Annotated in this window: 16 protein-coding genes and 1 pseudogene; 8 read left to right on the top strand and 9 right to left on the bottom strand. The window is 73.0% G+C overall.

Going from position 1 to position 20,331, the window contains the following annotated elements:
* Positions 1–170: 170 nt before the first annotated feature.
* A complete protein-coding gene (locus BKD26_RS26895; RefSeq protein ID WP_073756061.1) occupies positions 171–371 on the bottom strand; it encodes a hypothetical protein in 201 nt (66 codons plus the stop codon).
* Positions 372–531: 160 nt separating this feature from the next.
* On the opposite strand from BKD26_RS26895, the gene BKD26_RS26890 reads away from it, so the two are divergent.
* Complete coding sequence (locus BKD26_RS26890) at positions 532–1,368, top strand: siderophore-interacting protein (protein WP_084903139.1); 837 nt, start codon at positions 532–534, stop codon at positions 1,366–1,368.
* A gap of 3 nt (positions 1,369–1,371) precedes the next feature.
* Here the strand turns inward: BKD26_RS26890 and BKD26_RS26885 are convergent, their stop codons facing one another.
* From BKD26_RS26885 to BKD26_RS26855, 7 genes are all read right to left on the bottom strand, one after another.
* A complete protein-coding gene (locus BKD26_RS26885; RefSeq protein ID WP_179166722.1) occupies positions 1,372–4,641 on the bottom strand; it encodes an AfsR/SARP family transcriptional regulator in 3,270 nt (1,089 codons plus the stop codon).
* A gap of 144 nt (positions 4,642–4,785) precedes the next feature.
* Positions 4,786–5,679 (bottom strand): arginase family protein, encoded by an 894-nt coding sequence (locus BKD26_RS26880; protein ID WP_084903136.1) that lies wholly within the window; start codon positions 5,677–5,679, stop codon positions 4,786–4,788.
* A gap of 69 nt (positions 5,680–5,748) precedes the next feature.
* Positions 5,749–6,606 (bottom strand): pectate lyase, encoded by an 858-nt coding sequence (locus BKD26_RS26875; RefSeq protein ID WP_084903133.1) that lies wholly within the window; start codon positions 6,604–6,606, stop codon positions 5,749–5,751.
* A gap of 98 nt (positions 6,607–6,704) precedes the next feature.
* Entirely contained in the window at positions 6,705–7,325 is a 621-nt protein-coding gene (locus BKD26_RS26870) for a hypothetical protein (protein ID WP_084903131.1), read from the bottom strand.
* Positions 7,313–7,876 (bottom strand): SigE family RNA polymerase sigma factor, encoded by a 564-nt coding sequence (locus BKD26_RS26865; RefSeq protein ID WP_084903338.1) that lies wholly within the window; start codon positions 7,874–7,876, stop codon positions 7,313–7,315. The genes BKD26_RS26870 and BKD26_RS26865 overlap by 13 nt, the downstream gene beginning before the upstream one ends.
* A gap of 157 nt (positions 7,877–8,033) precedes the next feature.
* Positions 8,034–8,888, bottom strand: a complete 855-nt coding sequence (locus BKD26_RS26860; protein ID WP_084903129.1) for an SMP-30/gluconolactonase/LRE family protein — start codon at positions 8,886–8,888, stop codon at positions 8,034–8,036.
* A complete protein-coding gene (locus tag BKD26_RS26855; protein ID WP_084903127.1) occupies positions 8,885–9,658 on the bottom strand; it encodes an IclR family transcriptional regulator in 774 nt (257 codons plus the stop codon). Before BKD26_RS26855 ends, BKD26_RS26860 begins: the two co-directional genes overlap by 4 nt.
* 218 nt (positions 9,659–9,876) lie before the next feature.
* On the opposite strand from BKD26_RS26855, the gene BKD26_RS26850 reads away from it, so the two are divergent.
* From BKD26_RS26850 to BKD26_RS26820, 7 genes are all read left to right on the top strand, one after another.
* Entirely contained in the window at positions 9,877–11,031 is a 1,155-nt protein-coding gene (locus BKD26_RS26850; RefSeq protein WP_084903124.1) for a mandelate racemase/muconate lactonizing enzyme family protein, read from the top strand.
* The gene (locus tag BKD26_RS26845; protein WP_084903122.1) at positions 11,028–12,038 is read left to right on the top strand and encodes an alcohol dehydrogenase catalytic domain-containing protein; all 1,011 of its coding nucleotides are present in this window, start codon (positions 11,028–11,030) and stop codon (positions 12,036–12,038) included. Before BKD26_RS26850 ends, BKD26_RS26845 begins: the two co-directional genes overlap by 4 nt.
* Before the next feature lie 102 nt (positions 12,039–12,140).
* Complete coding sequence (locus BKD26_RS26840; RefSeq protein ID WP_084903119.1) at positions 12,141–13,109, top strand: hypothetical protein; 969 nt, start codon at positions 12,141–12,143, stop codon at positions 13,107–13,109.
* Between the two features lie 3 nt (positions 13,110–13,112).
* Positions 13,113–14,225 (top strand): multiple monosaccharide ABC transporter substrate-binding protein, encoded by a 1,113-nt coding sequence (gene chvE, locus BKD26_RS26835; RefSeq protein WP_084903117.1) that lies wholly within the window; start codon positions 13,113–13,115, stop codon positions 14,223–14,225.
* A 20-nt stretch (positions 14,226–14,245) separates the two neighbouring features.
* Positions 14,246–15,781, top strand: coding sequence for a multiple monosaccharide ABC transporter ATP-binding protein (mmsA, locus tag BKD26_RS26830; protein WP_084903336.1), 1,536 nt, complete (start codon positions 14,246–14,248; stop codon positions 15,779–15,781).
* A gap of 9 nt (positions 15,782–15,790) precedes the next feature.
* A complete protein-coding gene (mmsB, locus tag BKD26_RS26825) occupies positions 15,791–17,020 on the top strand; it encodes a multiple monosaccharide ABC transporter permease (protein ID WP_193791269.1) in 1,230 nt (409 codons plus the stop codon).
* A 23-nt stretch (positions 17,021–17,043) separates the two neighbouring features.
* Complete coding sequence (locus BKD26_RS26820) at positions 17,044–18,192, top strand: aldose epimerase family protein (RefSeq protein WP_084903114.1); 1,149 nt, start codon at positions 17,044–17,046, stop codon at positions 18,190–18,192.
* 10 nt (positions 18,193–18,202) lie between these two features.
* Here BKD26_RS26820 and BKD26_RS26815 read toward each other — a convergent pair.
* Positions 18,203–20,272: pseudogene (locus BKD26_RS26815) on the bottom strand (SpoIIE family protein phosphatase).
* Between the last annotated feature and the right edge of the window lie 59 nt (positions 20,273–20,331).

The following is a 20,331-nucleotide window of genomic DNA, read 5'->3' as shown; positions in this document are numbered from 1 at the left end:
TCCTGGGCTCTCCCTCGCAAGCTCAGTCGTTTTACGCCCAGAACACGCCCCACTGCGCGTCCCCCTCCGGGGCCGGCCCGAAGCCCCGCCGTAGCGGTTTGTGCCGAAGCGCAGGCCCCAGGCGAGGGGGCCACGCGGCGGTGGGCCGCGTGGCCCGGGGGTGCCTGCCGTCAGGGGAGGAGTTCGTCGAGGGCGGCCTTGCCCTTCTCGGCCAGCCTGCGCTCGGCCCAGGCCAGGTTCTTGGGGTTGACGTCACGTCCTGAAGCGAGGACCAGGTCTTCCGCGTTGAATTCGCCTTCGGCGCCGCTGTGCAGAAGCCTGTCGGGCGTGACGCCCTCTCGCTGGGAGGTCGAATCGGGCTCAGCGTTCATGCCGCCTCCTTGCTCGTCCTGCAGTCATTGTCGTCGCCGGGTACCCGGATCGCATCCCCTACACCAAACGGGTGCGGGTGCCGTGTGGGCGCGGTGTCGGAGGGATGTCGGCGGCGGGCGCCACCGTGGGCGGTGAACCTTTCGACCGAGGGAGAACCGCATGTCACTGCCAGTCCGCCACGTCCACGTGACCGCCGTCCGGCGGGTCACCCCTCGCATGGTGCGGGTCACGTTCGGTGGGGAGGCGCTCGCCGGGTTCGCTCTGGCCGGTCCCGACCAGCAGGTGAAGCTGTACTTCCCGAAGCCGGGCCGGGCCACACCGGTGCTGCCCGAACCGGACGGGGCGGACGGCGACGTGATGCGCTGGTACGCGGCGTACAGCGCCATACCGGAGGACGAACGGCCCTGGATGCGCAGCTACACCGTCCGGGCGCACGATCCGCGGCGCGGGACGATCGACATCGACTTCGTGCTCCACGACGGCGACGAAGGGCCCGCGACCCGCTGGGCACGGGCCGCGCGGCCGGGGGACACGCTCGGGATGTTCGGCCCGTCGGAGGCGTTCGCCCGGCCGGTCGTCCTGGGGCGGGCCGACTGGACGCTGCTGGCCGGGGACCAGTCGGCGCTGCCCGCCCTCGGCACCCTGGTGGAGGCGCTGCCGGCAGGCCAACGGGCGGTGGCGTACATCGAGGTGCCCGACGCGGCGGAGGAACAGCCGCTGATCGGTTACGGGGAACTGACCGTGCACTGGCTGCACGGCGAGGGGCTGCTGCTCGACGCGGTGCGGGCGGCCCGACTGCCGTCGGGGACCGGGTACGCGTGGCTGGCCGGGGAGGCGGGCGTGGTGCGCGCACTGCGCCGGCACCTGGTCGACGAGCGGGGCCTGGACAAGCGGTCGGTCGACTTCACCGGGTACTGGCGCCGCCGGCTGAGCCAGGACGACGCGCCGACGGACGCCGACCTCGCCGAGGCGCGGGAGCGGTCGGCGGGAGGGTAGCCGTCAGCGTACGAGGGCGGCGGCGCCCTCCACCGTGAGGTCGCCGCCCTCGGCGTGGGCGCGGGCGTACGCCTCGCCGTCCAGCACCGCGCGCAGTTCCGCCTCGGCACGGCGCCTGAGGTCCGCCTCCACGTCGAGGGGGAGCCGGCCGAAGCCCGTACCGGCGGGGCCGTCGGCGTGCCGGTCGTACGCGCCGAGCAGCCGTGCCCCGTCGCGCGGGTCGCCCTGCCGGGCCATGGCCCAGGCGGCGGTGGGGAACTGGCTGAGGATCAGGTCCGGGGCGACCGTGTACGCCAGGGTCTCCAGCCGGCGCACGGCCTCCGCCAGACGCTGCCGGGCGCGCGTGTGGTCGCCGTCGAGGCAGTCCAGCCAGCCGTGCAGGCCGAGGATGATCCCGGTGAACATCTGGGGCGTGCCGGGCACGGACCTCGCCCGGAGGATGTCCAGTTGCTGCCTGGCGAGGGCGACGCGCCCGGTACGTCCGTAGTGCTGGGCGAGCAGCAGCCGGGCGGTGCCGACCGCCTCGACGGTGTGCCGCGCCGCGTCCTCGGCCGCTTCCACGAGCATGCGCTCGGCGCGCTCACGCTCCGCCGCTCCGGCGTCACCGCGCAGCCGTACGGACGCCAGCCGCGCCCGGAAGACCGGGACCTGGCCGCGCGCGCCGATCCGCTCGGCGCTCTCCATGGCCCGCTCGAAGTCGAGGGCGGCCTCGGCGTACCTGCCCGCCGCGTCGTGCGCCTCGCCGCGCGCCGACAGCGCCTCGGCGACGCCCCACGGGTCGCCGGCCGCCTCGAACCGGCCCAGCGCCTCGGCCGCGTCGCCGCCGCCGTCCGGTGACAGCCTGGCGCGCATCAGCAGGGCGAGTCCGAGGTCCGCGTCCTCGCCGTACTCCCGGCAGGACGCCACGTACGCGTCCAGTGTCTCGCCGAGACCGCCGAACTCGCCGAGCAGCAGCCGGGCGAAGAACCACATGGCGCCGGGCTGGCGGCCGTTCTGCGGCATGCCGGGCCGGTACGCCTCGGCGACCGCCTCCAGGTACGGGCGGGTCGCGCCCTGGCTGTCGTCGGCGGCCAGCACCATCAGGCGTACGCCCCGCCTGGCCTCCCACAACTGTTCCTCGGCCCACGGCGGCGGCGTGTCGGTGCACCGTCCGGGCAGCGGCACGGCGTGTCGTACCGGCGGCAGGAACGGGTCGGGGCCGAGTGCGGCGACGGCCGAGGACCAGGTGCGGGCGTCGCTCAGGTGGCCGCGCAGCTGCCAGAACCAGCTCATCGACAGGGCCAGGCACAGTCCTTCGTGCTCCTCGCGCAGGTCGACGGCGGTCCGGAGGGCGGCGCGGATGTTGTCGTGCTCGGTGTCGAGCGTCTCCAGCACGGCGGTCTGGCGCGGGCCGCGCAGGTCGTGACCGGCGGTGCGGGCGAGTTCGCGTACGGCGGTCAGGTGGCGGCGGGCGGTGGCCTCCCGCTCCCCCGCCTCGGCGAGCCGTTCGGCGGCGTAGTCGAGGACGGTCTCCAGGAGCCGGTAGCGCATTGCGTCACCGGCCGGCGAGGGGGCGGCGACGACGAGCGACTTGTCGACGAGGGAGGTGAGGCACGCGAGGGTGTCGGGCTCGGCGCAGACCTCTTCGGCCTGGTCGAGGGTGCAGCCGCCGGAGAAGACGGCCAGCCGCCGCAGGACCGTGCGCTCGGTCCGGTCGAGCAGGTCCCAGGACCAGTCGACGACCGCGCGGAGGGTCTGCCGGCGCGGCAGGGCGGTGCGGCTGCCGCGGTCGAGGAGGCGGAAGCGGTCGTCGAGCCGGTCGGCGATCTGGCGGGGGGTCAGGGCGCGCAGCCGGGCCGCGGCCAGTTCGAGGGCGAGGGGCAGCCCGTCGAGGCGGCGGCAGATCTCGGCGCACGCCGCCGGGTCGTCGTCGGTGCGGAAGCCGGGGCGGGCGGCCGCGCCGCGGTCGGCGAGGAGCCGGAGCGCCGCGTCTTCAGGCAGGGGTTCGACGGCGTGTACGGCTTCGCCGGGGACGCCCAGCGGTTCGCGGCTGGTGGCGAGGACGGTGACGCCGGGGCAGGTGGTGAGCAGCGCCTCCGCGAGGCGGGCCGCCGCGCCGACGAGGTGCTCGCAGTTGTCGAGCACCAGGAGCAGACGGCGCCCGGCGCAGTGGTCCAGGAGGTGGGCGAGCGGGTCACGGGCCGGGGTTTCGGCGCCCCAGCGCACCGGTTCGCGGGCGCCGAGGGCGTTCCGTACGGCCTCGGGGACGTCGGCTTCGTCGCGTACGGGGGCGAGTTCGGCGACCCAGGTGCCGTCGGGCCAGGTGCCGTCGGGCCAGGTGCCGTCGGGCCAGGCGTCCTGCGCGGCGTCGGCGGCCTCCAGTGCCAGGCGGGTCTTGCCGACGCCCCCGGGCCCGAGCAGGGTGACCAGCCGCCGCTCGCGCACCTCGTCGGCGAGGGCGGCCAGTTCGCCGGCCCGGCCGACGAAGGTGGTGAGCCGGGCGCGCAGGTTGCCGGGCGTGGGGCGGCCGGGTTCGGGTGCCGGGCCGGCCGCCAGCAGGTCGGCGTACAGCGCCTTGAGGTCCGGGCCGGGGTCGGTGCCGAGCCGGATGGCGAGGCGGGTGCGTACCTCCTCGTACGCCGCGAGGGCTTCGGCGGGGCGGCCGGCCGACCGCAGCGCCCGGATGCGCAACGCGGCCAGCGGCTCGTCCAGCGGCTGTTCGGCGGCCAGTTCGGCGAGGCCCGCCAGGGCGCCCTCCGGACGGCCGAGCGCGACGTCGGCGGCCAGCCGGTCCCGGCGCGCCTCGGTGCGGCGGCGCTCGGCCCGTACGGCGAGGGGATCGCCGTCCCGGCCGGGCAGGTCGGCCAGGGCGGGCCCGCGCCACAGGCCGAGCGCCTCGTCGAGCAGCCGGGCGGCGCACGCCGGGTCGCCGGCGCCGAGCGCGGTGGCCCCGTCGGCGGCGAGCCGCTCGAAGCGGAACAGGTCGACGTCCTCGGGGCGGGCGCCCAGCCGGTACCCGCCCGGTACGGACACCACGGCGTCCCGGCCCAGCGCCCGGCGCAACCGCCCGACGAGGGCCTGCACCGCGGCCGGTTCGTCGGCGGGCGGGGCGCCGGTCCACACCTGGGCGGCGAGTTGCCCGACCGGGACGGCCCGCCCTCCGGCCGCGGCGAGCGCGGTGAGCACCGCCCGCAGCCGCGCCCCGGCGACCGGGGCCTCCGTCCCGTCGGGGCGGAGCGCCTGGGTGGAGCCGAGCACGCGGTAGCGCCGCGCCGCCGCGCTGTGGCCCACCACGCCGTCGTCGCTCACCCCGTCGTCCCGGTGCACCACACCGTCGTCCACCGCACCGTTGTCGAGCGAGCCGTTCGTCACGGGATCATTGTCGCCCCGGACGATGCCTCAGGGGCGACGGCCGGCGCGGCCCCCCGGCGTCCCGGTTCAGTGGCCGGTGCGGGCGCGGGCCGCGAGGCTCCGTGCCAGGCATTCGGTCAGGCGGGCCGCGATACGGCCGCCGGGGTCGAGGCGCGGGTTGAAGATCGTGACGTCGAGCCCCCGGGCCCGCTCGTCGGCGAGTGCCGTCCTCAGCACGGTTTCGAGCTCCTGCCAGGTCAGCCCACCCGGGATGCGGTAGTCGACGGCCGGCATGACGGCGTCGTCCAGGACGTCGGCGTCGAGGTGGACCCAGTACCCGTCGCTGTCGCCGCCGGTGAGCCGGTCGACCGCCCGGCGGGCCGCTGCGGCGGCGCCCACCGCGCGTACGGCGTCGAGGTCCATGGCGTACAGCCCCGGTGGGAGGGGCTGCATTCCCGCTTCGGCGGATTCCTCCGCGTCGCGGAAGCCGAGGGCGACGACGTCCTCGTCCCGCAGCAGCGGCCCCCGGCCTTCGAGGTCGGTGAGGGGGCGCGGGCCCCGGCCGGTGGCCAGGGCGAGTTCCATCGAGGCCGCCTCGCCGGCCGGTTCCGCCGACGGCTGGTAGAAGTCGGTGTGGCCGTCCAGGAACAGCAGCCCGGGGCGGCCGCGGCGGCGCAGCGCGAGGAGGGTGCCGAGCAGGATGCTGCAGTCGCCGCCGAGGACGACGGGGAAGCGGCCGGAGTCCAGGGCGTCGCCGACCGCGTCGGCCAGGTCGACGGCGTACCGCGCGATGCCGTCCGGGTTGAGGATTCCGGTGGCGTCGTCGCGCCTCGGGTCGTACGCGGGTGGGTCGACGCGGCCCGCGCGTACCGCGTCACCGAGGCGGTCGGCGAGACCTGCGTCGAGCAGGGCCGTCGGCAGGTCCTGGACGCCGGAGGGTCGCAGCCCCAGCACGGACGGCGCCTCGATGATGGTGACCATGCAGCGGACATTACCGGCGAAGGCCCCTGCCGGCACCGGGGTCGAACCGGTGCCGGCAGGGCCGCGTCGTCACTGGTAGGTGATGTCGGAGGCCGTGTAGCGGCAGTACGTGCCGTCGGGACCGCTGCCCGTCTGGACCGGCTCGGCGCCGGTGTTGTTGCCGGTGTAGCGCACGCACGGCTTGATCTTCTTGCTGCTGTCGCCGTGGATGCGGATGTTGCGGAAGGTGGCGGTGTCACCGTAGTTGGTGTTGATGCCGGCGATGCTGCCGCCGGGCGCGGTCACGTCGACGTTGTCGACGACGATGGTGCGCTTGTACTGGGTGGAGCAGTTGCCGCAGGAGCGGACCAGCTTGCCGAAGTCCGAGACCTGGAAGCCGGTGATGGTGAGCTTGCCCGCGCCGTTGAACTGGAAGACCTTGTCGGACGCCTTCCTCGCGCCGCCGCCCGTGACCGTGTACACGGCGCTCGACGACTTCGACTTGAAGGTGGCGGCGTCCTCGCCGACGTCCTCCCACCAGACGTTCTGGAGGGTGCAGCTGCCCAGGCAGTGGACGCCGTCGGCGGCCGGGGAGCCGAGGACGACGTTCTTCAGGACGGCGCCGTCCGCCAGGGTGAACAGCGGGGACTGGCCCTCGTCCTGTCCGCCGTCGCCGAGGTCGCCGGTGCCGTAGTGGCGTGCCATGCCGCCGTCGTACGTGCCGGAGAACTCGATGGTCGCCGGAACGGGCTTGCTGCCGTTGGGGGTCGGCCAGGCGGCCGCGGCACCGGCGGTGGGGAGGGCGACGCCGGCGGTGACGGCGGCGCCGGTCAGGGCGACCGCGCCGGTGAGGGCGGCGAGGGCGCGGCGCCCGGTGCGCCGTGGGGAGTGTGCGGCCCGTGTGGAACGTCCGGCCCGTGCGGGCCGTGCGGAGGCTCGTTGACTCATGTGTCCCGTTTCCTTCGTGTGGGGGTGAGACCTTGCGGGTGCTGGTCGTCGCCGCCACCGGAAGGGTTGCCGCCGGAACGGAGATTGTTGCGCGCGGGTTACGGGACGAAGTCGCCGCGTACGGACGTCGGTTCGCCGTCGGCGCCGGTGGCGGTGACCGTATAGCGGTCTCCGGTGGCGTCGCGGCCGCCCTCCGCGTGGTTGTACTGGGCCGCGAAGACGTGCCGTCCGGCGGGGGCGGTACGGCCGGGCTTGAGCGTCCAGGTGTAGTGGAGGGCGCCGTCCTTGTCCTCGCGTACGAAGACGGTGAAGTCGTCGGCGGGCAGGGTGCGCCAGTGGCCGGTGCTCGCGACGCCGCCCGTCTGGGTGACCCGCAGGTCGATGGTGAGGGCGGTGAGCGGCCGGGGGGACGTGAGGGTGATGTTGTTCTGGGCCCAGAAGCGGTTGCCGTGCGGGGCGACGGCGCCGTCCGCCAGGACGCGGCCCGGGCGCGGCGCGCTCACGCTCCGGTCGGCCACGTCGGAGCCGAGCCCGGCGGCCGCCGTGTAGGCCCCGGCGCCCAGCACCACGGCGACCGCGGCGGTGACGCCCGCGACCCTGATCCACGGCGTACGTGTCGCGGCCGGTGCCATGCCGTGTGCGACACGGGCGAGGATGCGCGCGCGGTCGGGGTGGTGGGCGTGGGCCGCGTCCCGCAGCCGGCGCTTCAGCTCGTCCATGTCTTCCCCATGAGGTGCGTCGCCGCCCGGCCGCCGAGCAGCCGTTCGAGCTGGGCCATGGCCTTGGACGTCTGGCTTTTGACCGTACCGACCGAGATTCCCAGCGAGAGGGCGGTGTCCCGTTCGGACAGGTCGAAGGCGTGGCGCAGGACGACGCAGGCGCGTTTGCGGAACGGCAGGGTGCGCAGGGCACCCTGGACGTCGACGACCGACGGTATGTCCGGGTCGTCGGTGTGGGTGGCGTGCTGGGACCAGAACAGGGCGATGCGGCGGCGTTCGCGTACGGCGCTGCGGATGCGGCTGCGGGCGAGGTTGGCGACGACGCCGCGGGCGTAGGCGGCGGGGTGTTCGGCGGCGCGGACGCGGTCCCAGCGGTGCCAGAGGGCGAGCAGGGCGTCGGCGGCGAGGTCGTCGGCGGCGTCGGCCTCGCCGGTCAGCAGGTGGGCGAGGCGGGCCAGTTCGGCGTAGTGACGCTCGAAGAAGTCGTGGAACTCGGCGGCGGCGTCACTGTCGGCGGCTGTCCCCCGCCGTGCGGGGACGGGCCGGGGCAGGGGTCTCGGTGCTTTCTGGGGGTGGGGGGTCAGGGGAATCACCGGCGGCCTCTCCCTGCGCGTCGTCGCGCGTTGCGTAGCTGGTGGTGATGGGCTCGCACGGCCCCCGCTCCGCCGGTGCGAGGGCGCGATCGTAGCAAGCGCTTGCCGCCGGATGTCAGCCCCCGAACGGCACGCCCTCCAGGCCCTGTCCCGCGTCCGGGAGCACCAGCAGCGAGCCGGAGAGCGGATGGGGGCGGGTGAGGCCGGTGCGGGCGGTCGTGATGTAGAGGTCCCGCAGTCCGGGGCCACCGAAGGCGCAGGCGGTGGGGCGGCGTACGGGCAGCTCGACGACTCTGTCCAGGGTGCCGTCCGCCGTGTAGCGGCGGATCGCGGCGCCGTCCCAGAGGGCGACCCAGACGCAGCCGTCCGTGTCGACGGTGAGGCCGTCGGGGAAGCCGGCGCCGGGCTCGATCGCCACCAATGGGCGCCGTTCGACAACCCGTTCGCCGTCGACGCGGCACACGTCGACGCGCCGGGTGGGGCTGTCGATGTAGTACATGAGGGTGCCGTCCGGACTCCAGCCGGTGCCGTTGCTGACGGCGACGCCGGGGAAGACGGTGGTGGCGGTCCCGTCGGGGGCGATACGGGTGAGGGTGCCGCCGCCGGCCGCCTCGTCGTAGCGCATCGTGCCCGCCCACAGCGCCCCGTCGGGGGCGACGGCCGCGTCGTTGCCGCGCCGCCCGGGGACGGGGTCGTGGACCAGCCAGGAGAACGCCCCATCGGCGTCGTACAGTCCGATGCCGTCCCTGAGGTTGACGACCAGTCCCTCGCCGGCCCGCGGTTTGGCCGCGCCGGCGTGCTGCTCGGTGGCCATGACGGTACGGCGGCCGCTCGCCGGGTCGTAGGTGTGGACGCGGGAGCCGAGGATGTCGACCCAGATGAGCCGCCGACCGGCGGGGTCCCAGGTGGGGCCTTCGCCGAGCCTGGCGTACTCCCGTACGGCGAGCTCGACACCGGTCGCCCGCCTCACCGGCCGCCGCCGCGGTGGCCGAGGCTGACGGAGAGGTCGTCGGCGCCCTTGGCGGCGAGTTCGGCGAGTTCGGCCTCGCGCTCCTCGCTCCACCGGATCATGGGGACGGAGATGGACAGGGCGGCGACGACCCGGCCGGCGCTGTCGCGCACGGGGGCGGCGACGCAGCTGACGTCCGGGTTGGACTCGCGGTGCTCGGAGGCGATGCCGCGCTCGCGGATCGCGGTGAGCTCGGCGCGCAGTGCGTCGGGGTCGGTGAGGCTGTTGGGGGTCATCGCGACCAGGTCCCGCCCCTCGATCCGGGCGTCCCGTTCACGCTGCGGCAGGGAGGCGAGGAGCATCTTCCCGACGGATGTGCAGTGGGCGGGGAGCCGGCGGCCGGCCGCCGAGACCATGCGGACGGCGTGGGTGGAGTCGACCTTGGCGATGTAGATCACGTCGGTGTCCTCCAGGATGGCGACATGCACGGTCTCGTCGCAGGTCTCGGCGACCTCCCGGGCGACCCGCTGGCCCTCGGCGGCGAGGTCGAGCTGTTCGGCGTACCGGCTGCCGAGCTGGTAGGTGCGTACGCCGAGGCGGTAGCGGCCGGGCTGCTCGGGCAGGGGCACCAGGTAGGAGCGGGCGGCGAGGGTGGTGAGCAGTTCGTGGACGGTGGTGCGGGGCAGCTGGAGCTTGCGGGTGACCTCCGGTGCGGAGAGGGTTCCGTCGCCCTCCAGGAACAGTTCCAGGATGTCGAGCGCCCTGGTCACAGCGGGGACAAGACGACCCATACCGTCCACCCACCCCTTCGTTCGAAACTTCGGCCTTTGACCGGTATGACGAACACAGGCTAACCGCAGCCGACTTCGCCGGGCAATGGCCGCGGGGGAAACGGATCCGGAAGCAGAGCGGTGCGAACCATTGACACCTCCCGAGTGGCTGATTACGGTCACGCCAAGATTTCGAACGTGTGACGAAATATCGAACGAGCTCGGAGAGGGCAACTGCCGTGCGCATCACGGGAATCAGCACTCATGTCGTCGGGACCCCCTGGCGCAATCTCACCTATGTGCTCGTCCACACCGACGAGGGACTCACCGGTGTGGGCGAGACGCGCATGCTGGGGCATACGGACGCGCTGATCGGCTACCTCAAGGAGGCCGAGGCCAACCACATCGCGGGTTCCGACCCCTTCGCGGTGGAGGATCTCGTACGCCGTATGAAGTACGGCGACTACGGCCGGGCGGGCGAGATCGTCATGTCGGGCATCGCGGTCGTCGAGATGGCGTGCTGGGACATCAAGGGCAAGGCGCTGGGGGTGCCGGTCTGGCAGCTTCTCGGCGGCAAGGTGACCGACAGGGTCAAGGCGTACGCGAACGGCTGGTACACCACCGAGCGGACACCCGAGGCGTACCACCAGGCGGCGAAGGAGGTCATGGCGCGCGGTTACCGGGCGCTGAAGATCGACCCGTTCGGCACCGGGCACTTCGAGCTGGACGCCGAGCAGACGCGGTACGCGGTGTCGCTGATCGAGGCGGTGCGGGACGCCATCGGGCCCGACGCGGAGCTGATGCTGGAGATGCACGGGCGGTTCAGCCCGGCCACGGCGGTACGGCTGGCGAAGGACATGGCGCCGTTCACGCCCGCATGGCTGGAGGAGCCGGTGCCGCCGGAGAACCTGAAGGCGCTGGCGAAGGTGGCCGAGAAGGTGGACCTGCCGGTGGCGACGGGCGAGCGGATCCACGACCGGATCGAGTTCCGCGAGCTGTTCGAGTCGCAGGCCGTCGACATCATCCAGCCCGACCTGGGGCACATCGGCGGCATCCTGGAGGCCCGCAAGCTGGCGGCGACCGCCGAGACGCACTACATGCTGGTCGCCCCGCACAACGTGGGCGGTTCGGTGCTCACCGCGGCGTCCCTCCAACTGGCGGCCTGCACGCCCAACTTCAAGATCCTGGAGCACTTCAACGACTTCGCGGACGCGGAGATCAAGAAGGTCGTCAAGGGCGCGCCTCAGGTCGACCCGGCCACCGGCTGCTTCGAGGTGTCGCACGCGCCGGGTCTCGGCGTGGAGCTGGACGTGGACGCGGCGGCCGAGTTCCCGCAGCAGCGGGCCCGGTTCGACCTGTGGGCCGAGGGCTGGGAGAAGAGGGCCCCGAAGTGAGCCGTGCGCTGGTGATCCACCAGCCGGGTTCGCACCGGATCGTCGAGCGCGATGTGCCGGCGCCCGGCCCCGGCGAGGTGCTCGTCCGGGTCGCCGCGGCCGGGATCTGCATGAGCGACCGTGAGGTGTACGACGGCCACCGGGACCCCGGGTACGTCCGCTACCCGGTGGTCCCGGGCCATGAGTGGGCCGGGACCGTCGAGGCGGTGGGCGAGGGCGTCGATCCCGCGCTCGTCGGCCGGAAGACGGTCGCGGAGGGGTTCCGGGCGTGCGGGGCGTGCGAGCGCTGCCGGTGCGGCGAGACCAGCCTCTGCGAGGGCGGGTACGCGGAGACCGGGTTCACCGAGCCGGGCGCCTTCGCCGACCACGTCGCCGTGCCGGCGCGGCTGCTGCACCCGCTGCACGACGCCGCCGACCTGCGGGCCGCGGCCCTGCTGGAGCCGGCCGCCGTGGTCGCGGCGGCGGTACGGGCGGGGCGGCCGCGCCCCGGTGAGCGGGTCGCGGTGGTGGGCGCGGGGACGCTGGGGCTGCTGGCCGTGCAGTTGCTGGCCGCCTCCTCCCCCGCCGAGCTGACGGTGATCGACCCGCGGGCGGCCCGGGCCGAACAGGGCGTGGCGTTCGGGGCGACCGAGGCGATCGGGCCGGCCGAGGCGGAGGGGCTGAACGGCCGCTTCGACCTGGTGGTGGAGACCGCCGGGGCGCCGTCCACGGCGGCCGCCTCGTGCCTGCTGGCGCGGCGGGGCGGCCGGGTGGTGCTGACCGGGATGTTCACGCCCGGTGCGGTCGGCATCGACCCCGTACACCTGTCGGTGAGCCAGCTGGAGATCCGCAGCGTCTTCGGCGCGCCGTCGTCGGCGTGGTGCGACGCGGTGCGGGCCTTCGGGCTCGGGCTGCTCGATCCGGCGCCGCTGATCACGCACGAGTTCCCGCTGGAGCGGTTCACGGACGCCGTCGCGCTGGTGGGCGGCGGCGACCCGAAGACCGGCAAGGTGCTGCTGATTCCGTAACCCACCCTGCCGTACGGCGGTACGGGGTGCCCTGCTCGCACTCCGTACCGCCGTACACCCAACTCCACGAACCACGTCCGAAATATCGAACATTGGAGTCCTGTGACCGCCCCGTCAGCACCTCGCCGTCCCGGCGCCGACGCCCTGGCCGCCATCGGCCATCCGGCGCCCGCCGTCGACCCGGCCGACGCCTCGCCGCACGCCTTCCCCGACGGTGGCACCTGGCGCACCGAGATCCCCTCCGTGGAGGGCCCGGAGGCCCTGGCCGTCGTCCTCAAGGAGAGTTCCCGGCTCGACGTACCGATCCACCGCATCAGCCAGGGCAGCGGCGTCTGGATGCTCACCGACTCCGAGATCACCGAGATGGTGGAGTCCTGCGCCGAACGGGACATCGAGCTGTGCCTGTTCACCGGCCCGCGCGGCACCTGGGACATCGGCGCGGGCACCCGCACCGACTCGGGCGGCGCCGGGCTGCGCGCCCGGGGGCACGACGCGCTCGCCGGCTGTGTCGAGGACGCCTGCCGCGCCACCGGACTCGGGGTGCGCTGCCTGCTCGTCGCCGACGAGGGCGTGCTGTGGACGCTGCACCGGCTGCGTGCGGCCGGGCACCTGCCCGCCGGCACCACGCTCAAGCTGTCCGCGCTCACCGGCCCGGTCAACCCGGCCTCGTACGCCGTGTACGAGGCGCTCGGCGCGGACTCCATCAACGTGCCGTCCGACCTGACCCTGGACCACCTCACCGAGATCCGGCTGGCCGCCCGCGCGCCGATGGACATGTACGTCGAGGCGCCCGACGACCTCGGCGGTTACATCCGGATGTACGAGGCGGCCGAGCTGATCCGGCGCGGCGCGCCGCTCTACCTGAAGTTCGGCCTGAGCCGCTCCCCAGGCATCTACCCGTACGGCGCGCAGCTGCGCGACACCGCGCTCGCCACTGCCCGCGAGCGGGTCCGCCGGGGGCGGCTCGTCCTCGACCTGCTGGCCCGGCACGGCGCGGACGGCGGGATGTCCCCGCTCGGCTCGCGACTGCCGGGGGAGCTCCGCCGTTTCCCCGTCCCGGAAGGCCACTGAACCATGCGCATCACCCGCAGAACCACCATGGCGGTGTCGCTCGCCGCCCTGCTCACCCTCTCGCTCGCCGCCTGCGGCCAGGAGGCCAGGGGCGGCAGCCGCTACAAGGCGTCAGGAGGCAAGGGCGGCACCATCGGGCTCGCCATGCCCACCAAGGCCTCCGAGCGGTGGATAGCCGACGGGCAGAACATGGCCGAGCAGTTCGAGAAGGCGGGTTACGACACCGACCTCCAGTACGGCGACGACAAGGTCGAGAACCAGATCGCCCAGATCGAGAACATGATCACCAAGGGGCGCAAGCTGCTGGTGGTCGCCGCCATCGACGGCTCCGCGCTCACCGAGGTGCTCCAGCGGGCGGAGGACGCGGGGATCCCCGTGATCTCGTACGACCGCCTCATCATGGGCACCGAGCACGTCGACTACTACGCGTCGTTCGACAACGAGCGGGTGGGTGAGCTGGAGGCGAAGTACATCGTCGACGCGCTGAAGCTGGGCCCGCCGGACGCCGAGGGGAAGTCGTACAACATCGAGCTGTTCGCGGGCTCGCCGGACGACAACAACACCAAGTACTTCTGGAACGGCGCCATGAAGGTGCTCCAGCCGTACCTCGCCGGCGGCCGGCTCGTGGTGCGCAGCAAGCAGACCCGGATGAACCAGGCGACCACGCTCCGCTGGGACGGCGGCACCGCGCAGAAGCGGATGGACGACCTGATCAGCAAGAACTACGGCGAGGAGCGCGTCGACGCGGTCCTGTCCCCCTACGACGGGATCTCCATCGGCATCATCTCGGCCCTCAAGAGCGCCGGTTACGGCACCAAGAGCCGGCCGCTGCCGGTCGTCACCGGGCAGGACGCCGAGCTGGCCTCGGTGAAGTCGATCATCCGGGGCGAGCAGACGCAGACCGTTTTCAAGGACACGCGCAAGCTGGCCGCGCAGGCGGTGAAGATGGGCGACGCGGTCCTCAACGGGAAGAAGCCCGAGGTCAACAACACCACGGACTACCACAACGGCAAGAAGACCGTGCCGTCGTTCCTGCTGGACCCGGTCAGCATCGACCAGTCGAACACGCGGCTCCTCGTCGACGAGGGCTACTTCACCGCCGGGCAGCTGCGGTGAGCGGCCGCCCCGTACTGGAGATGCGCGGGATCACCAAGACGTTCCCCGGCGTCACGGCGCTCTCCGAAGTGAACCTGACGGTGCGGGCCGGGGAGGTCCACGCGATCTGCGGCGAGAACGGCGCGGGCAAGTCGACGCTGATGAAGGTGCTCAGCGGGGTCCATCCGCACGGCTCGTACGAGGGTGAGATCCGGTTCGAGGGCGAGCCGGTGGCCTTCAAGGACATCCGCGCCAGTGAGCGGCACGGCATCGTGATCATCCACCAGGAGCTGGCGCTCGTCCCGTACCTGTCGATCGCCGAGAACATCTTCCTCGGCAACGAACAGGCCACCAACGGTGTCATCGACTGGAACGAGACGCTGCGCCGGGCGGGCGTCCTGCTGAAGCGCGTGGGGCTGCGCGAGAAGCCGCAGACGCCGGTCACCGACATCGGCGTGGGCAAACAGCAGCTGGTGGAGATCGCCAAGGCGCTGGCCAAGGAGGTGAAGCTGCTCATCCTGGACGAGCCGACGGCCGCGCTCAACGACGAGGACAGCGCGAAGCTCCTGGACCTGATCCTGGAGCTGCGCGACCAGGGCATCGCCTGCATCATCATCTCGCACAAGCTGAACGAGATCCGGCGGATCACCGACGCGGTGACGATCCTCCGCGACGGGCGGACCATCGAGACCCTCACGGTCCGCGAGACCCCGGACGACGAGCCCCGGCTGTCGGAGGACCGGATCATCCGGGGCATGGTCGGCCGCGACCTCGACCAGCGCTTCCCGGACCGTACGCCGTACGAGGGCGAGGACGCCGGCCAGGTCGCGCTGAGCGTGCGCGGCTGGACGGTCCGCCACCCTGTCGACCACCAGCGCACGGTCGTCGACGACGTGTCGCTGACCGTGCGGCGCGGCGAGATCGTGGGCATCGCGGGGCTCATGGGCGCGGGCCGCACGGAGCTCGCGATGTCCGTCTTCGGGCGCAGTTACGGCCAGTACGTGGCCGGGACGGTCGAGGTCGGCGGGCGCGAAGTGGTGACGAAGACCGTGCCGGCGGCGATCGACGCGGGCCTGGCGTACTGCACCGAGGACCGCAAGCAGTACGGCCTGAACCTCATCGACACCATCAACCGCAACATCTCGCTGGCCTCCCTGCCCGGGATGCGGCGCCGGGGGGTCGTGGACGAGCACCACGAGCGCCGGGTCGCCGAGCGCTACCGCACCACCATGAACATCAAGGCGCCGACCGTCTTCGAACAGGTGGGGCGGCTGTCGGGCGGCAACCAGCAGAAGGTCGTCCTCAGCAAGTGGATCCACGCCGACCCCGAGGTGCTGATCCTCGACGAGCCGACGCGCGGGATCGACGTGGGCGCCAAGTACGAGATCTACACCGTCATCGACCGGCTCGCGGCGCAGGGCAAGGCCGTGCTGTTCATCTCCTCCGAACTGCCGGAGCTGCTCGGGATGTGCGACCGGATCTACACGATGGCTTCAGGCCGGCTGACCGGTGAGGTCGCCCGCGCGGAGGCCACCCAGGAAGTCCTGATGCGCCAGATGACCATGAACAGAAGCTGAGGCACCGTCATGACCACCACGACCACTCCCCCGCGTCCCCAGCCACAGGACGCCCCGCCGCAGCCCTCGACAGCGGCCCTGCTGCTGAACGGGCTGCGCGGCAACATGCGCCAGTACGGCATGCTGATCGCCCTCGCGTTCATCGTCGTGCTGTTCCAGATCTGGACCGACGGCACGCTGCTGCTGCCGAACAACGTCTCCAACCTGATCCAGCAGAACGGCTACATCCTCATCCTGGCCATGGGCATGATGATCGTCATCATCGCCGGCCACATCGACCTGTCCGTCGGTTCGGTCGTCGCGTTCGTCGGCGCCATGTCGGCGGTGATGATGGTCAAACACGACATGCCGTGGGTGCTGGCGCTGGTGCTGTCGCTGCTGATCGGCGCGGTCGCGGGCGCCTGGCAGGGGTTCTTCATCGCGTACGTCGGCATCCCGTCGTTCATCGTGACGCTGGCCGGCATGCTGCTCTTCCGGGGCCTGACGCAGATCGTGCTGGAGGGCCAGTCGATCGCCCCGTTCCCGGAGGGCTTCCAGAACATCGCCAAGGGCTTCATCCCCGAGATGGGCCCCTACACCCAGTACCACAACCCCACCCTGTTCCTCGGGCTCGTCGCGGTCGTCTTCCTGCTGCTGCGCGAGTGGCGCGACCGGCGGCGGCAGGTGGCGTACGAGCTGGACGTGCTGCCGGCCGGCATCTGGGCGCTGAAGTGCGTGGCGATCACGGCCGCGGTGGTGGCGTTCACGCTGACGCTGGCCAGCTTCCACGGCGTACCGGTGGTCATGCTCATCATGTGCGCGCTGCTGATCGGGCTGGGCTATGTGATGCGCAACGCGGTCATCGGGCGCCATGTGTACGCGCTGGGCGGCAACAAGGCGGCGGCGAAGCTGTCGGGCGTCAAGGACAAGCGGGTCACCTTCCTGGTCTTCGTCAACATGGGCGTGCTGGCGGCGCTGGCGGGCTGTGTGTACGCGGCGCGGCTGAACGCGGGCACCCCGCAGGCGGGCCTGAACTTCGAACTGGAGGCGATCGCCGCGGCGTTCATCGGCGGCGCCTCGATGAGCGGCGGCGTCGGCACGGTGATGGGTGCCGTGATCGGCGGCCTGGTGCTGGGCGTGCTCAACAACGGGATGTCGCTGGTCGGCATCGGCACGGACTACCAGCAGGTCATCAAGGGCCTGGTGCTGCTGGCGGCGGTCGGGTTCGACGTCTGGAACAAGCGCAAGGCCGGCAAGTAACCGTTCTTCCCGAGGAGTTGTGGATGGAAACGAGCAGACGCACGGTGCTGGCGGCCGCGGCCGCCACGGGACTCATGGCGGCGGCGGGCTCCCCGTCGTACGCCTCGAACGGAAGGAAGCCGGTGAGGGAGCTCTTCGGGACGCTCGACGACGGCACGAAGGTGTACCGCTGGACGCTGGAGAACGGCGGGACCCGGCTGAAGGTGCTGTCGTACGGCGGCATCGTCCAGTCCCTGGAGATACCGGACCGGCGCGGCCGGTACGCCAATGTGTCGCTGGGCTTCGACGACCTCGACGCCTATGTGTCGTCGTCGCCGTTCTTCGGCGCGCTGATCGGCCGGTACGGCAACCGGATCGCCGGCGGCCGCTTCACCCTGGACGGTACGACCTACCAGCTGTCCGTGAACGACGGGCCCAACAGTCTGCACGGCGGCGCTGAGGGGTTCGACAAGCGCGTGTGGGACGTGGAGCCGTTCACGGACGCCACGGGTGTGGGGCTGGTGCTGCGGTATGTGAGCGCGGACGGCGAGATGGGCTACCCGGGCACCCTGAAGGTGACGGTGACGTACACCCTCACCGCGCGCGGGGACTGGCGCGTCGACTACACGGCGACCACCGACCGGGCGACGGTGGTGAACCTGACGAACCACACGTACTACAACCTCGCGGGCGAAGGCGGCGGCGACATCCTCGGCCACGAGCTGCGGCTCGCCGCGTCCCGCTACACGCCGACCGACGCGACCCTGATCCCCACCGGTGAGCGGGCGAGGGTCGCGGGCACGCCGTTCGACTTCCGGCACGGCAAGACCATCGGCGAGGACATCCGTACGACGCACCCGCAGCTGGTCCTGGCCAAGGGGTACGACCACAACTGGGTGCTGGACAAGGGCGTCACGGACCGGCCGGAGCCCTTCGCGACGCTGCGCGACCCCGGATCGGGGCGCACGATGACGATCGCGACGACGGAGCCGGGCGTGCAGTTCTACTCGGGGAACTTCCTGGACGGCACGCTGGCCGGGCCGTCGGGGCGTACGTACCGGCAGGGCGACGGGCTGTGCCTGGAGACGCAAGCCTTCCCCGACTCGCCCAACCAGGCCACGTTCCCGTCGACGGTGCTGCGGCCGGGGGAGACCTACCGGTCGACGACGGTGCACGGCTTCTCGGCACGCTGAGCCACGGGGCTCATGACGGCGCGGTCGTACGGAGGAGGAGCAGGGCGATGTCGTCGTCGCGGGGCGCCGGGCCGTGGGCGTGGCCGATGAGCGTGTCGGCGAGGTCGTCCATGCTCAGCGCCTCGCCCTCGGCGAGTTTCCCGGCCAGTTCGGCGGTCGCGTCGTCGATGTCGACGCCGGGTGCCTCGACGAGGCCGTCGGTGTAGAGGGCCAGCACGGTGCCGATGGGCAGGGTGACCCCGGCCGTGGGGTAGTCGGCGGCCGGGTCGATGCCGAGGAGGAGGCCGGGAGGCAGGTCGAGCACCTCGGTGTGCCCGTCGGGGTGGCGTACGAGGGGAGGAGGGTGCCCGGCGGTGGCGAGCAGCGCCCGGTGGTGCCTGAGGTCGATGTGCGCGTACAGGCAGCTGGTGAACAGGCCCGGGTCGAGGTCGGTGAGCAGGCGGTTGGTGCGGGCGAGGACCTCGCCGGGCGGCGCGCCGGCGCTCGCGTGGACGGCGGCTCGTACCTGGCCCATGAGGGCGGCCGCCTCGACGTTGTGGCCCTGGACGTCGCCGATGGTCGCGGCGGCGGTCGTGCCGCTGAGCCTGATCAGGTCGTAGAAGTCGCCGCCGATGCCCGTGCCGTGGCCGGCGGGGAGGTAGCGGCAGGCGACCTCCAGGCCGGGGATGTGGGGCAGGGTGTGCGGGAGGAGGCCTGCCTGGAGGCGGTGGGCGAGCTCGTGCTTGCTGTCGTAGAGCCGGGCCCGGTCCAGGGCCTGGGCGATCAGCCCGGCCAGGGAGGTGAGGATGGCGCGCTCTCCGGGGTGGAACGGCCGGGGCCGGTCGTAGGCGATGATCAGCGAGCCGACCGGGCGACCGGAGGCGATCAGTGGGAGCAAGGCCCAGGCGGCGCCCTCGCTGTCGAGCACGAAGGCGGACGGGTAGTCGCGTTCGAGTTCCTCGCGGCTGCCGAAGAAGAGCGGGGCTGCGCTGGTCAGGACGCGTACGGCCGGGGTGTCCGAGGTCACGGGCGCGGAGTCGAACCGGGCCATGGCGTCGGTGGTGTACCCGCGGTGGCCGACGACCCGCAGCCGGCCGTCCTCCGTGGTGAGCAGGGCGAGGGCGTGGGCGCCGAGGGCGGGCGTGATCTGGTCGGCGGCCTGGTTCACCACGTCCTGTACACCGACGGCCTCGGTGAGCGTGGCGGCCAGGTGCATCAGGTGGTACAGGGCGGTGGCCCGGCTCGGCAGCGGCGAGTGCGCCGTGTGTTCCGGGGCGGCGATGGTGGCCTCGTCGCCCCGGTCGGCGGCAGCGGCGGCCGGGGTGATGCGGACGCTGACGCCGGTGGCGTCCGGGTGCAGTTCGAAGCGCAGCCAGTTGTCGGGCGGCCGGAGGACGGTGAACGACGTGGTCCGGCGGCTGATGACCGCGGCCCGGTACCGGTCCTCGACGGCGGGGTCGTCCATCCACGGCAGGGCCTCCCACGGCAGGGCGCCGGTCAGGTCCTCGGCCTCCGCTCCCAGCAGGTCGGCGGCGTCCGCGGTGATGAACGTGATGCGGCCGTTCAGGTCCAGCGCGCAGCTTCCCCCGGGCAGGCGGTCGATGAACTACACCGCCGCCGTGGCCTCGACGGGCCCGGGGGTGCGCCGGGAGGGCCGGACGATCCACGGCTGCGCCCCCGGCAGGACGGGGCTGCCCCGGTCGACGGCCCGCGCCAGCACCAGCGCCATCCGGTCGCAACCGGCCCGGACGGCGTCCTCCTCGGGTGCCGAGAGCTGCGGCGCGTGGCCTCCGGGCCACAGCAGCACCAGGCCGCCCCCGGCGGCCGGGCCGTCGGCGATCGGCGCGGCGGCCAGGGAGAACGGGTACGGCAGGACGAGGCCCGGCCGGGGGTAGCGGCGGGCCATCTCCTCCCGGTCCCCGATCCACACCAGGCGCCGCTCGGCCACGGCGTCCGCCACCGGGACGGGGTCACGCGGCGCCACCCGCATCCAGGGCGCGGCGAACTCCAGGGAGACGCCGCTCAGCACCGCCAGCCGCAGCGCGCTGTCCCCCGGCGGCCGCAGGTACACCATGCCGATGGTGGCACCCGTCCGCCGCATGACGTCGGACAGGGCGGCGCCCAGCGACCGCAGGCCCGAGCCCGTCTCCCCGGGATTCT

Origin of the sequence: Streptomyces sp. CB03238 (assembly GCF_002099185.1) — a bacterium.
In the GTDB taxonomy this organism is placed as follows: domain Bacteria; phylum Actinomycetota; class Actinomycetes; order Streptomycetales; family Streptomycetaceae; genus Streptomyces.
The sequence above is the reverse complement of the archived record's forward strand: the minus strand, read 5'-3'. Positions and strand labels throughout refer to the sequence as shown.